Origin of the sequence: Nocardiopsis oceanisediminis (genome assembly GCF_048595525.1) — a bacterium.
Taxonomy (GTDB): Bacteria; Actinomycetota; Actinomycetes; order Streptosporangiales; family Streptosporangiaceae; genus Nocardiopsis_A; species Nocardiopsis_A oceanisediminis.
This window is the reverse complement of sequence record NZ_JAFMZJ010000001.1, coordinates 6,205,320-6,219,175: the sequence shown is the minus strand read 5'-3', so window position 1 is coordinate 6,219,175 and position 13,856 is coordinate 6,205,320. Positions and strand designations below refer to the sequence as shown.

Here is a 13,856-nt window from a genome sequence, read left to right as displayed (position 1 = left end):
GAGCTGTAGCATTTCCCTCCGCTCGACCAAGCTGAGCCAGCGGAGGTGCCCCCCGATGACCGGTTCCGCCCCCACCCCCTCGGCGATGCGCCGGGCGCTGGCCCGCGCCCGCGCGGGCAAGGCCCTCGACCCGGCCGAGGCGGAGGTGCTGCTGCACGCCCGCGGCGCCGACCTGGAGGCACTGCTGGAGCCGGCCGGGCGGGTGCGCGACGCCGGGCTGGAGGCGGCCGGGCGGCCCGGCGCCGTCACCTACAGCCGGAACGTGTTCATCCCGCTGAGCCGGCTCTGCCGGGACCGCTGCCACTACTGCACCTTCGCCACCGTCCCGGGGCGGGTGGAGGCGCCGTTCCTCTCCCCGGACGAGGTGCTGGAGACCGCCCGCCGGGGCGCCCGGGCCGGCTGCAAGGAGGCGCTGTTCACCCTCGGCGACCGGCCGGAGGACCGGTGGGAGGCGGCCCGCGACTGGCTGGACCGGCGCGGCTACGACGACACCCTGTCCTACCTGCGCGCCATGGCGATCCTGGTGCTGGAGGAGACCGGCCTGCTCCCGCACCTCAACCCCGGGGTGCTGGACTGGTCCGGCTTCCAGCGGCTCAAACCGGTCGCGCCGTCCATGGGGATGATGCTGGAGACCACCTCCCGGCGGCTGTTCACCGAGCCCGGAAACGCGCACTACGGCAGCCCGGACAAGGACCCGGAGGTGCGGCTGCGGGTGCTGGAGGACGCCGGGCGCTGCTCGGTCCCGTTCACCACCGGCATCCTGATCGGGATCGGCGAGACCATGGCCGAGCGGGCCGACTCGGTCTTCGCGCTGCGCGCCGCGCACCGCCGGTACGGCTCGGTCCAAGAGGTCATCGTGCAGAACTTCCGGGCCAAGCCCGGGACCGCGATGATGCACCGCCCCGACGCCGGCCCCGAGGAGCTGGCCGCCGCGGTCGCCGTCACCCGGCTGGTGATGGGGCCGGGGGCGCGGGTGCAGGCCCCGCCCAACCTGATCGGCGAGGAGTACGGCCTGATGCTGCGGGCCGGGATCGACGACTGGGGCGGCGTCTCCCCGGTCACCCCGGACCACGTCAGCCCCGAGCGGCCCTGGCCGCAGGTGGAGGAGCTGGCCCGGCACACCGCCGCGGCCGGGTTCGAGCTGCGCGAGCGGCTCACCGCCTACCCGGAGTACGTGCGCGCCGGGGAGCCCTGGCTGGACCCGCGGCTGGCCGGGCACGTCGCCGCGCTCGCCGACCCGGAGACCGGGCTGGCCCGGCCCGGGGCCGAGGCCCGCGGCCTCCCCTGGCAGGAGCCGGAGGGCGGGCCGGCCGCCGCCGGCCGCACCGACCTGCACACCGCGGTCGACACCGAGGGCCGGGCGCAGGAGCGCCGCGGCGACTTCGACGCCGTCTACGGCGACTGGGGCGCGCTGGCCGAGCGGGCGCCCCGCGGCGCGGCGCCGCCGCTGCCCGCGGGCGACCCCGGGGTGCGCGCCGCGCTGCGCGCCGCCGAGCGCGACCCGGCCGGGCTGACCGACGCCCAGGCGCTGGCGCTGCTCGGCGCGGACGGGCCGGACCTGGAGGAGCTGGCCCGGATCGCCGACGGGGTGCGCCGGGACGCGGTCGGCGACGACGTCACCTTCGTGGTCACCCGGAACATCAACTTCACCAACGTCTGCTACACCGGCTGCCGGTTCTGCGCGTTCGCCCAGCGCCGCACGGACGCCGACGCCTACACGCTCTCCCTGGAGCAGGTGGCCGACCGGGCCGAGGAGGCGTGGCGGGCCGGCGCCGGCGAGGTGTGCATGCAGGGCGGCATCCACCCGGACCTGCCCGGCACCGCCTACTTCGACATCGCCCGCGCGGTCAAGGAGCGGGTGCCCGGCATGCACGTGCACGCGTTCAGCCCGATGGAGGTGGCCAACGGGGCGGCCCGCACCGACCTGCCGGTGCGCGAGTGGCTGGTGCGGGCGCGCGAGGCCGGGCTGGACTCGATCCCGGGCACCGCCGCCGAGATCCTGGACGACGACGTCCGCTGGGTGCTGACCAAGGGCAAGCTGCCCGCCGCGCAGTGGGTCGAGGTGGTCACCGCCGCGCACGACCTGGGCATCCCCACCACCTCCACGATGATGTACGGCCACGTGGACGCCCCGGAGCACTGGGTGGCGCACATCCGGCTGATCCGCTCGCTGCAGGAGCGCTCCCTGGAGCGGAACGGCCGCCCCGGGTTCACCGAGTTCGTGCTGCTGCCGTTCGTGCACACCGGCGCCCCGATCTACCTGGCCGGCCTGGCCCGCACCGGGCCGACCGCGCGGGAGAACCGGGCGGTGCACGCGCTGGCCCGGCTGCTGCTGCACGGCGCGGTCGGCAACATCCAGTGCTCCTGGGTGAAGCTGGCCGAGGAGACCTGCCGGACGCTGCTCCGCGGCGGGGTCAACGACGTCGGCGGCACCCTGATGGAGGAGACCATCAGCAGGATGGCGGGCTCGGGCAACGGCTCCTACAAGACGATCAGCGACATCCGCGCCCTGGTCGAACCGGTCGGCCGCCCGCTGCGCCAGCGCACCACCCTCTACGGCGAGGTGCCGGAGGAGCGCCGCCGCGCCGCTGAGGCCTGCGACGGGGTGGCCGCGAGCGTGCGGCGGCCCCGCCTCCCCCTGGTGTGAGGGGAGGCGGGGCCGGGGGAGGTGCGGCGCCCCGGCCGGAGGGGACCCGGAGGAGGGGCCGGGGAGCCGCGGCGGGGCCGGTCAGCCGGTGCCCAGCCGGCCGCCGACGGTCTTGGCGAACGCGTAGCCGTTGCTCGCATCCCAGTTGATGGACCAGGTCATCGCGCCGCCGATCGGGCCGTAGGGCTGCTGCGGGGTGAAGGAGCCGCAGTCGGTGCCCTGCTCCAGGCAGTTCAGCGCGGAGACCACGTTGCCCGGGGGCTGGTGGCCGCCGCCGGCGGCCTGGGAGGTGGCGGGCAGGCCCAGGCCGACCTGTCCGGGGGCCAGTCCCATCTCCAGCTGGATGCAGGCCTGGGCGGTGACGAAGTCGACCGTGCCCTGGCCGTAGACCTGGTCGTCGCAGCCCATCATGGTGCCGGAGTTGTAGTACTGCATGTTGACGATGGTGAGGATGTCCGGGATGGCCTTGGCCAGCCGGTAGTAGGAGCCGCTGGTCGACTGGAAGTCGATCGTCTGCGGTGCCATGGTGATGATCAGGTCGCCGCCGGCGCGCCCGTGCAGGTCGCGCAGGGCATCCTCCATGTACTGCGGGTTCATGCCGTGCTCGAGGTCGATGTCGACGCCGTCGAAGCCGTACTCCTGCATCAGGGCGTGCGCGGTGGAGGCGAACCCGGCGGCCTGCTCGGGGTTGGCGACCTCGACGTGGCCGAGTTCGCCGCCGACCGAGAGGACGACCTTGCGCCCCTGGGCCTGGACCGCGGCGATGTCGGCCTTGAACTGGGCCTCGGTGTAGCCGCCGAGCTCGGCGGAGGCCAGGTTGAAGGTGATCCCGCCGGGGGTGCCCGCGAGGTTGTCGGCGAAGGCGACGGCGATCATGTTGTACTCCGCCGGCACCTCGGACAGCGGCATCACCGGGGCGCCGTTGTCGAAGTTCTGCCAGTAGCCGGTCAGCCACTGGCCGGGGGCGGCGGCACCGGCCCCGGGGGCGGCCTCCTCGGCCTGGGCGGTGCCGAGCGAGGCCCCGGTACCCAGGGCGAGGGCCAGGGCGGTGCAGGCGAGGGCGGTTCTGCGCAGTATCCGTCGGAGGGGGACGCGCATGGGGGACTCCTTGTCCGTTGCTCCGTTGAGCGGGTACGGGTCGTGACAAGCGGTGTCGGCTGCGCAACCGGGCGAATTGCCGACAACCTAGAATCCGGCGGAGGCCTGCGTCAATGCGAACAGGAAACTAAGTTTACATTTTTTCCGGACAGTGAGTCGAATTCCACGACATAAAGGAATTCCGTCTCTCATTGCTCCGGCCGGCCCGACGGCTCGGCCAGGTCCAGCCGCCTCCGCACCGCCTGGAACGTCTCGTGCCCGATCGCGCCCTCCCGGTAGAGCCGGTTGAGCGCCTCGCGCTGCGCCCGGCCGGTCTCGTGCCGGACGAACACGGCGCCCCGCACCCGCTTGCCGATCCCGGCCCGGCTCTCCTCGGTCGCCTCCAGCACCGCCCGCGCCTCGCGCACCTTGAACTTGAGCACGTCCCGGTGCGGCTTGGCGGTCCGCTCGTCCACCAGCCCCTCGGCGACCAGCGCGTCCAGCCTGCTCAGCGCGGCGCGCCCCATCGCCTCCTCGGCCACGGCGTACTCGCGCCGGGTGTCCTCGCCGCCCTCCAGGCCGAGGCCGCGCAGCACCAGCGGCAGCGTCATGCCCTGGCCGACCAGGGTGCCCAGCACCACCACCGCGGCGAAGTACAGCAGCACGTTGCGGTCGGTGAACGGCTCGCCGTTCAGCGTCGTGGGCAGGGAGAGCGCGATGGCCAGCGAGATCGCGCCGCGCATCCCGCTCCACCCGATGACGATCTGCATCCGGACGGAGGTGGCGGGCGGCCGCATCCGCCGGGGCAGCAGCCGGCCCACCCGGGGGGCCAGCACCTCCCAGAGCAGCCGGACCCCGACCGCGGTGGCCAGCACCGCCGCCGCGCCGAACACCAGGACCGGCACCGGCAGCCCGGCCACGTCCGCGAAGACCTCGTGCAGCTCCAGCCCGAGCAGGACGAACAGGATCGACTCCAGCAGCATCACCAGGCCGCGCCAGACGGTCCGCCCGGTCACCCGGACCTTCGGCGGCAGCATGCCCTCGCCCCGGCTGCCCAGGTAGAAGCCGGCCACCACCGCGGAGAGCACCCCGGAGAAGCCCAGGATCTCGGCCGGCACGTAGGCCGCGAACGGCGTCATCAGCGAGAGGACCAGCTGGGCGTTGCCGTCCTGGAACCGCCGGCACAGCCAGCCGACGACCACCGCGACCAGCGCGCCGAACGCCAGCCCGCCGGCCACCACCTTGACCAGCTCGACGACCCCGTCGGAGACGCTGAGCGGGGTGCTCATCGCGGTCACCGCCAGCGAGAACAGGGTCAGCGCCACGCCGTCGTTGATCAGGCTCTCGCCCTCCAGCAGGGTGAGCACCCGCTTGGGGGCGCCGATCCGCTTGAGCACCGCCGAGGAGGCCACCGCGTCGGTCGGCGCCACCGCCGCCCCCAGCGCGATCGCGGCCGGCCAGCCGGTGTCCGGCAGCACCAGCCAGATCACCCCGGCGATGGCGAACGCGGTGACCAGCGTGGTCACCACCGCCAGGGCGACGATCGGCCGCGCCTCGGCCCGCATGTCCCGCGGCGAGGAGAAGAACGCCGCGCTGTAGATCAGCGGCGGCAGGAACACCAGCAGGATGATCTCGGGCGAGATGTGCACCGAGTCCAGCCCCGGCAGGAAGCCGATCGCCGCGCCCAGCGCCACCAGGACGATCGCGTCCGGGACCCGGATCCGGTCGGCCAGCACCCGCCCGGCGAAGACCATCAGCAGGACGAGCAGCCCCGCCAGGATCAGGTGTTCATCGGACACGGGAGGCCTCCGGTCGAGGGCGGCACCGCGCGGCGGCGCCGCGGCGGGTCAGCGGACCGCGATGAACGCGGCCGGATCGCGGGGCGGGCGGTCCGGCGGGGGCGCCGCCGGATGGCCGACCGCGACCGAGCCCATCGGCTGCCACTCCCGAGGCAGGTCCAGCACCTCGCGCACGGTGTCCGGGCAGAACATGGTGGACGAGACCCAGGCCGAGCCCAGGCCCTCCATGGCCAGGGCCACCAGCAGGTTCTGCACCCCGGCGCCCATCGCCACCAGGAACATCGACCGCTCGGCCGAAGCGCGGCGCTCGTCCGGATAGGCGTGCGCACCCTCCGTGACCAGGCACGGTACCACCAGGTAGGGGGCGCGGCGGAGCACCTCGCCGCGCCGGGTGCGCCGGGCCACCGCCTCCTCGGAGAACCCGTCCGCGCGCAGGTCGGCCTGCCAGGCGCGGAGCATCTCGTCCAGCAGCCGGGTGCGGGTCCCGGCATCCTCCACCAGCACGAACCGCCACGGGGTGGTGTGGTGCGGCGCGGGCGCGGTCACCGCCGCGCCGACCGCGCGGCGCACCGCCTCCGGGTCGACCGCCTCGGAGGTGAACTCGCGCACGGTGCGCCGGGCCGGGACCACGTCCCGCGAGCCGTACCGGAACAGGTCCTCGTCGGCGGGGCGGACCAGCGCCGCCGCCCCCGGCCCGTCCTCCTCGGTGACCAGTGCGGAGAGCCCCCGCACCAGCGCCACCGGGACACCGCCGGCCTTGCCCTTGACCAGCTCGCCGGCGGCGGCGATCTCGTCGGCCACGGCGTTCAGCGTCACCTCCAGCACGTTGCCGTGCGTGTCGGTCCCGCCGCGCAGGTCCTGCATCGGCTCCAGGCCGGCCGCGCCGATCGCCACATCGGTCTGGCCGTTCCGCCACGGGCGGCCGAACGTGTCGCTGACCAGCACGGCGACCCGCACCCCGAGCCGATCGCGCAGCCCGGCGCGGATCCGCCGGGCGGAGGCGTCCGGGTCCTCGGGGAGCAGCAGCACACTGCCCGGCTCCACATTGGAGGCGTCCACCCCGGCGGCCGCCATCACCAGGCCGGTCCGGGTCTGCACGATGCGGGTGCGGCCGCGGCGCGCGACGACCCGGTCGGTCTCGGCGTCGATCGCGGCCTCCCGGTCCATCCGGCGGATCCGGCCCTCGGCCTTGCTGACGATCTTCGATGTGACCACCAGCACGTCGCCGTCGCGGAGCCCGGCGGCCCCGGCGATCAGCGCGGCCAGGTCGTCGCCGGGGCGCACCTCGGGCAGGCCGGGCACGGCGCGCACGGCGACCTCCGCCGCAGGGGTGCTCATCCGCGCCGCCCCTTCAGGTCCAGGGCCAGGTCGAGGGCGGCCCGAGCGAGGTCGGCGGTGGCCTTCGGGCCGCTCATGTAGAGCGGTCGGGAGACCACCTCGACGCCGTCCACCCGGGTCCCGGCGTCGGCCTCGTCGACCAGCCAGCCGTCCAGCAGCCGCGGCCCGTAGTGCTCGGCCACGGCGCGGGCGGAGGTCTCCACCCCGATCGCGGCCAGGCAGGCGTCGGCCATGCCGCGCACCGGCGCACCGCCGATGATCGGCGAGACGCCGACCACCACGGCCTGCTCCAGCGCCTCGCGGATGCCCGCGACGCCCAGGATCGACCCGATGCTGACCACCGGGTTGGACGGCGGCAGCAGCACCGCGTCGGCCTCGCGGATCGCCTCCAGCACGCCGGGCGCGGGCCGGGCCTCCTCGGCGCCGACGCCGACGATGGAGAGCGCGGGGAGCTCCGCGCGGTGCCGGATCCACCACTCCTGGAAGTGCAGCGCGCGGCGGTCGCCGCCCTCCTCCACGACCACGTGCGTCTCGACCTGGTCGTCGGTCATCGGGACGAGCCGGACGCCGGGCCGCCACCGGTCGCACAGCGCCTCGGTGACCGCGGAGAGCGGGTAGCCCGCGGCGAGCATCTGGGAGCGGACGATGTGCGTGGCGACGTCCCGGTCGCCCAGCCCGAACCAGTCCGGCTGCATGCCGTAGGCGAGCAGCTCCTCCTTGACGGTGAACGACTCGTCGGCGCGCCCCCAGCCCTGCTCCTCGCTGATTCCGCCGCCGAGGGTGTACATCACCGTGTCCAGATCCGGACAGACGCGCAGTCCGAAAAGGGTGATGTCGTCGCCGGTGTTCCCGATGACGGTGATGGTGGAATCGCTCTCCTGGCCCGCTACGATCCCTAGCGTCGCCTTGAGGCCGCGCAGGAACCGCGCGCCTCCGATACCGCCCGCAGGCACGACTATCCGCATGCGCCCAAGTCTGGCAGGGTGAGACGGCGTGTGCGCGGTCGGGCCCCTGGGGTGGACGGGGCCGGCGCGCACGGTGTCAGGAGGGTCACTCCGGCGGCCGGGCGGCGCTCCCGCCCCGAGCCGGAACCGCCCGGCGTCCCGTGATCCGGGCCCGCGGCCGGGCCGGTCGCGCCTGTCCAGTGCGGAATCGGCCGAATGACTTGACAGACTGTCGATATGCAAAGCTTCCACCGACGCGACAGCGAAGCAGCGGAGGGGAACCTCTCTTGAACAACGAAGCAATCAACCGCTTGCGGGTACCCGCCGCCTGGGCGCTGCTCGGCGCTGTGGTGGCACAGATAATCGCAGGCCTCATCAGCATGTTCGCGGGGATGGAGGGCCAGTACGGCTCCTTCTCCGTCCCGGGCGACTTCTACAGCCCGATCATCGTGGGCCTGGTGGTGGTGGCCGTGGCGCTGGTCGTCACCGCGCCGCAGAAGACCCCGGCCAACTTCGGAGTGGTCCTCACCGGGCTGATCCTGCTCGGGGTGGGCGCACTGTTCGCACTGATCGGCCTGATCGCGGGCTTCGCCACCGCCGGTTCGGCCGGCGTCGGCTACGCGTTCGCCGGCCTCTTCCGGATCGCGGGCCAGGCGGCCGTCCTGGTCTTCGCCGGGCTCTTCCTGCTCCGGATCCTCAACGACCCGAACCTGGTGCCCCGCGCCCAGCAGGGCTTCGCCCCGCAGACCGGTGCGCAGCAGCCCTTCCCGGCCGCCGACCCGTCCCAGACCTACGGCGGCCAGCCGGCGTTCGGCCAGCCCTACGCCGACCCCGCCCAGCAGGGCTACGCGGACCCGGCGGCCCAGCAGGCCTACGCCGACCCCGCGCAGCAGGCGTACGCCACCGGCGGCCAGCAGGCCTACGACCCGGCGCAGTACGGCCAGCCGGTCGGCGACGCCTACCAGCAGCAGGGCTACGGCGAGGCCTACCAGCAGGACGCCCAGCAGCCGTACTCCGACCCCGCTCAGGCGTACGGCACGGGCGGCCAGCAGGCCTACGACCCGGCGCAGTACGGCCAGCCGGCCGGTGACGCCTACCAGCAGCAGGGCTATGCGGACCCGGCGGCCCAGCAGGCCTACGCCGACCCCGCGCAGCAGGCGTACGCCACCGGCGGCCAGCAGGCCTACGACCCGGCGCAGTACGGCCAGCCGGCCGGCGACGCCTACCAGCAGCAGGCCTACGACCCCGCGCAGCAGGGGTACGGGACCGGCGGCCAGCAGGCCTATGACCCGTACGCGGCCCAGCAGGGCTACGGCACCGGTGGCCAGCAGGCGTACGACCCGGCGCAGTACGGCCAGCCGGCCGGTGACGCCTACCAGCAGCAGGGGTACGGCACGGGCGGCCAGCAGGCCTACGACCCGGCCCAGTACGGCCAGCAGGGCGATGCGCAGCAGCAGGGGTACGGGACCGGCGGCCAGCAGGCCTATGACCCGTACGCGGCCCAGCAGGGCTACGGCACCGGTGGCCAGCAGGCGTACGACCCGGCGCAGTACGGCCAGCAGGCGGGCGACGCCTACCAGCAGCAGGGGTACGGCACCGGCGGCCAGCAGGCCTACGACCCGGCCCAGTACGGCCAGCAGCCGGAGGCCGGCCAGCAGCCCGCGGAGCAGCAGGACGCCGGCCAGGCCGGTGCCGAGCAGAGCGGCGACCAGCAGTCCTGGTACCGGGACGACGAGCGGCGCTGACCGCTCCCGGCCCTCCGGGCGCCCTCCCGGCCCCCGAAAGTGCGCGGTAATCCACACCATGCCCGCGGACCAGCCGTCGTTGGCGGTTCGTTACATGGTATTCAGTGGATTACCGCGCACTGCGCTTGACGTATAGCAAGCGTCGCGCGTGTAATTTCAGATGTGTGTTTCCCCCCTCCCGGGGGTCGAAAGGGAGGGGACATCCATGGGGGGCAATAGGAGGTGCGCATGAGCGAGGTCATCCCGCTGGCGCACGGCGCAGACGACGATCTGGGCTGGCAGGAGCGCGCACTGTGCGCGCAGACCGATCCGGAGGCGTTCTTCCCCGAGAAGGGCGGCTCCACGCGCGAGGCGAAGAAGGTCTGCCAGTCCTGCGAGGTCCGGGCCGAGTGCCTGGAATACGCACTGGAGCACGATGAGCGCTTCGGCATCTGGGGGGGTCTCTCCGAGCGCGAACGCCGGCGGCTGAAGAAAGCCGCGGGCGGGGATTTCGATTTCCTGGCCGACATGCTCTAGCTCGACCGTCTGCGTTGGGCGCGCGTCCCGAGGGCTTTGCCCCGGGGCGCGCGTTTTTTTATCCCCGCTTTACCGTTCGGAGAGGACTCTGGGCGATTTGTTCGCGATGCGCCCATGGCTCCCGGCTCCGGACGCACGACCGCGCCCCTTTGACCGGTTCCGCCGGTGCGCCGCCCCGGGGCGGCTCCGTGGCGTATGGTGATCTGCCGAAAGAGTCCCCCCAAAACCCCTGATACGCCCTCGTCCCGCGACCCCGAGAGACCCGCAGCCGTGCTTCCCCTGGACCCCGCTCACCACATCGTGACGGCCGTCATCGTCACCCACGACGGCGCACGCTGGCTGCCGGAGGCGCTGCAGGCCGTCCGCGAGCAGACCCGCCCGGTGCAGCGCGTCGTCGGCGTGGACGCCGGCAGCCGCGATGGCAGCGGCGACATCCTCGCCTCCTTCCTGGCGCCCGAAGTGATCACCGCGGTGCCCCGGGACACCGGGTTCGGCGACTCGGTGCGCGCCGGGCTCGCCCTGGCCCGGGAGCGCGGCCCGTTCCCCGGCGCCGCACCCGAGGCCACCGAGTGGATCTGGCTCGTCCACGACGACCTGGTCCCCGACCCCGGCGCGCTGCAGACGCTGCTGGAGGCCGCCAACGACGACCGCCGCGCCGCCGTGCTCGGCCCCAAGCTGCGCGACTTCTACGACCGCCGGATGCTGGTCGAGGCGGGCGTGACCATCGACGGGGCCGGCCGCCGGGAGACCGGCCTGGAGCCCCGCGAGTTCGACCACGGCCAGCACGACGGCGACCGGCAGGTGCTCGCCGTCTCCAGCGCCGGCATGCTGATCCGCCGGGACGTCTGGGACGAGATCGGCGGCTTCGACGCCACCCTGCCGCTGTTCCGCGACGACATCGACTTCTGCTGGCGGGCCGGCGCCGCCGGGCACCGGGTGCTGCTGGTCACCGGCGCGGTCGCCTACCACGCCGAGGCCTCGGCCCGGCGCCGCCGCAAGATCGCCGCCGCGGGCGGCCACCCGCGCCGCCTCGACCGGCACAACGCGCTCTTCGTGCTGCTGGCCAACCTGCCGTTCGGCGGCATGCTCGGCGCGCTGCTCCGCAACGCCTTCGGGTCGCTGCTGCGGGTGCTGATGTACCTCGTCGCCAAGCAGCCGGCCAGTGCCTTCGACGAGGCGGCGGCGATCACCGCGGTCTTCTTCCGCCCCGGCCGGCTGATCAAGGGCCGGTTCCGGCGGCGGCGCAACCGGCGCCGCACCTACAGCGCGATCCGCCCCTTCCTCGCCCACGGCGTCGCGCTCCGCCAGTTCACCACCGCGGTGGCGGGACTGCTCTCCGGAGACGCCTCGGCCTCCGACACCCCGGGCCGGCACCAGGCCGTCACCACCGCGCCCCGCGCCGAGGACGACGAGGACCCGCTCCGCGACGACCAGAGCGTGCTGCGCCGGGTGCTCGCCAAGCCGGGCGTGCTGCTGGTGCTCGGCCTCACCGCCGTCGCGCTGGTCGCCGAGCGGTCCCTGCTCAGCGGCGGCACCCTGGCCGGGGGCGCGCTGCCGCCCGCCGTCGGCGGCGCCTCCGACCTGTGGCACCTCTACCTGAGCGGCGCGCAGACCACCGGTGTGGGCTCCGACGCCCCGGCTCCGCCCTACGTCGCGCTGCTGGCGCTGGTGTCCACCATCGCCCTGGGCAAGCCGTGGCTGGCGGTCAACGTCATCCTGCTCGGCTGCGTGCCGCTGGCCGGGCTCACCGCCTACCTGCTCGCCCGCCGGGTGCTGCACTTCCTCCCGGCGCAGCTCTGGATGGCCTGCTCGTACGCGCTGCTGCCGATGGCCACCGGCGCGGTGGCCCAGGGGCGGGTCGGCACCGCCCTGGTGCACGCGCTCCTCCCGGTGCTGGGCATCCTCGGCACCCGGGTGCTGACCCTGCCGCCCAAGCGCTCCCGCCGGGCCGCCTGGGGGACCGCGGTGCTGCTCGCCGCGTGCACCGCGTTCGTCCCGCTGCTCTGGCTGCTCGCCCTGGTGGTGGCGGTGCTGCTGGCGGTGGCCTACGGCCACCTGGGCCGGCGGCTCTACATCAGCGTCGCCATCGCGGTCGGTGTGCCGCCGCTCCTGCTGCTGCCCTGGTCGATCGAGCTGGTGCTGCACCCCTCGCTGTGGCTGCTGGAGGCCGGGCTGCACGCCCCCGAGCTGTCCGCCCCGGCCCCGGCCGCGCACGAGCTGCTCATGCTCTCCCCGGGCGGCCCCGGGGTGCCCGTCCCGTGGGTGACGGCGGGCTTCATCGCCGCCTCGCTCAGCGCGCTGCTGCTGCTCCGCCGCCGGATGCTGGTGGCGGTCGGCTGGAGCATCACCCTCTTCGGCATCCTCATCGCCATCCTCACCAGCAGGATCGTGGTGGAGCCCGGCTACGGCGGCCCGGCCGCCCCGGCCTGGCCCGGGGTGGCGCTGGCCTTCGCGGCCACCGCCATGCTGCTCACCGCGGCCGCCTCGGCGCAGTCCTTCGGCCTGATGTGGCGGCTCGGCGGGGCGCGCCGGCTCTTCGCCGGGGGCGCGGCGGCCCTCGCGCTGACCACGCCGGTCAGCGCCGCGGGCCTGTGGATGTGGCAGGGCGTCGACGGCCCGCTGAGCGGGGACGCCCCCTCCCCGGTGCCCGGCTTCGTCTCCGCGATCGCCACCGACCCCGCCGCCGGGCGGACCCTGGTGCTGCGCCCGGTCGAGGACGGGCCGCTCCGCTACGCGGTCCTCCGCGGCGGCGAGCCGCGGCTGGGCACCGAGCAGATCCCCGCCGACCAGGCGGCCGGTACCGAACTGGACACCGCGGTGGCCGCGCTCGCCGCCGGCCGCGCCGGGGACGAGGCGGAGGACCTGGCCGGCTACGGCATCGGCCACGTGATGATCCCCCGCCCGCAGATCGGCGGGGACGCCGACGAGACCCTGGTGGACACCCTGGACGGCACCCCGGGCCTGAGCCGGCAGATGCTCAGCGAGGAGTTCGCGCTGTGGCGGCTGGACACCCCGGCCGGGCGGCTGCGGGTGGTGCCCTCCGGCGGCGACGGCGAGGAGGACGACGGCCGGGCCGAGGCGCTGGACATCGGCCCCGGAGAGGGGAGCGCGGAGGTGCCCCCAGGGCCGGCCGACCGGTCCCTGGTGCTCGCCGAGCCGTACGCGGCCGGGTGGAGCGCCACCCTGGACGGCGAGCCGCTGCGCGCCTCCGAGGCGTACACCGGGATGACCCTGTTCGAGCTGCCCCCGGAGGGCGGAACGGTGGTGATCGCCCGCGGCTCGGCCGGGCGCGACGCCTGGCTGGTGCTGCAGGGCCTGCTCATCGCCACCGCCCTGGTGCTGGCCTCGCCGGGCGCCCGTACCGAGGAGGACGACCACGCCGACGAGATCCGGGCCCGCGCCCGCCCCCGCCGGCCGCGCCGCCGCGCCCCGGACCCCGTCCCGGCGCGGCCCTCCGCGGAGGAGCGGCCGGAGCGGGCGCTGTCGCCGGACGGACCGGGCGCACCGGGTGCGGCGGCCGCTCCCGCCCCGGAGGAGCCGCCGTCCCCGGAGAGCGCTCCGGAGCCCCCGCCTCCGGCGGAGGGCGCCGACGAAGGGGAGGCCCCGCCCGAACCGGGCGCCGCCCGCGAGGGCCGCGGCCGCCGCGGCGTCCGGGGCCGCCGCCGGGCCTCGCACCGCAAGGGGCGGCACGGATGACCGCCGACCGCGCCGGACGGTGCCGCGTGCCCCTCCGCCGCCCAGGACCGACCGCACCTCCCCGGCCCGAGGGCCGGCGCATCCTCCGGGAGAC

General features: G+C 74.9%; 8 protein-coding genes. 4 read left to right on the top strand and 4 right to left on the bottom strand.

What is annotated here, in order from left to right; all coding sequences use genetic code 11:
• Positions 1-85 precede the first annotated feature (85 nt).
• Complete coding sequence (locus J0910_RS27055) at positions 86-2,647, top strand: bifunctional FO biosynthesis protein CofGH (RefSeq protein ID WP_420162098.1); 2,562 nt, start codon at positions 86-88, stop codon at positions 2,645-2,647.
• Between the two features lie 81 nt (positions 2,648-2,728).
• On the opposite strand, the gene J0910_RS27050 is transcribed toward J0910_RS27055, so the two are convergent.
• The 4 genes from J0910_RS27050 to cofD form a co-directional block, all read right to left on the bottom strand.
• Positions 2,729-3,745 (bottom strand): chitinase, encoded by a 1,017-nt coding sequence (locus J0910_RS27050; protein WP_420161357.1) that lies wholly within the window; start codon positions 3,743-3,745, stop codon positions 2,729-2,731.
• 188 nt (positions 3,746-3,933) lie between these two features.
• Positions 3,934-5,523 (bottom strand): Na+/H+ antiporter, encoded by a 1,590-nt coding sequence (locus J0910_RS27045; RefSeq protein ID WP_420161356.1) that lies wholly within the window; start codon positions 5,521-5,523, stop codon positions 3,934-3,936.
• A gap of 48 nt (positions 5,524-5,571) precedes the next feature.
• Positions 5,572-6,861 carry a coenzyme F420-0:L-glutamate ligase gene (locus J0910_RS27040; protein WP_420161355.1) on the bottom strand — a complete coding sequence of 430 codons (1,290 nt, stop codon included), beginning with the start codon at positions 6,859-6,861 and terminating at the stop codon, positions 5,572-5,574.
• Positions 6,858-7,826 (bottom strand): 2-phospho-L-lactate transferase, encoded by a 969-nt coding sequence (gene cofD / locus J0910_RS27035; protein ID WP_420161354.1) that lies wholly within the window; start codon positions 7,824-7,826, stop codon positions 6,858-6,860. The genes J0910_RS27040 and cofD overlap by 4 nt, the downstream gene beginning before the upstream one ends.
• Positions 7,827-8,092: 266 nt before the next feature.
• On the opposite strand from cofD, the gene J0910_RS27030 reads away from it, so the two are divergent.
• From J0910_RS27030 to J0910_RS27020, 3 genes are all read left to right on the top strand, one after another.
• Positions 8,093-9,550: a hypothetical protein gene (locus J0910_RS27030; RefSeq protein WP_420161353.1), complete on the top strand. Its 1,458-nt coding sequence runs from the start codon at positions 8,093-8,095 to the stop codon at positions 9,548-9,550.
• A 228-nt stretch (positions 9,551-9,778) separates the two neighbouring features.
• The gene (locus tag J0910_RS27025; RefSeq protein WP_017595089.1) at positions 9,779-10,066 is read left to right on the top strand and encodes a WhiB family transcriptional regulator; all 288 of its coding nucleotides are present in this window, start codon (positions 9,779-9,781) and stop codon (positions 10,064-10,066) included.
• 270 nt (positions 10,067-10,336) lie between these two features.
• Positions 10,337-13,762, top strand: coding sequence for a glycosyltransferase (locus tag J0910_RS27020; protein WP_420161352.1), 3,426 nt, complete (start codon positions 10,337-10,339; stop codon positions 13,760-13,762).
• Positions 13,763-13,856 lie beyond the last annotated feature (94 nt).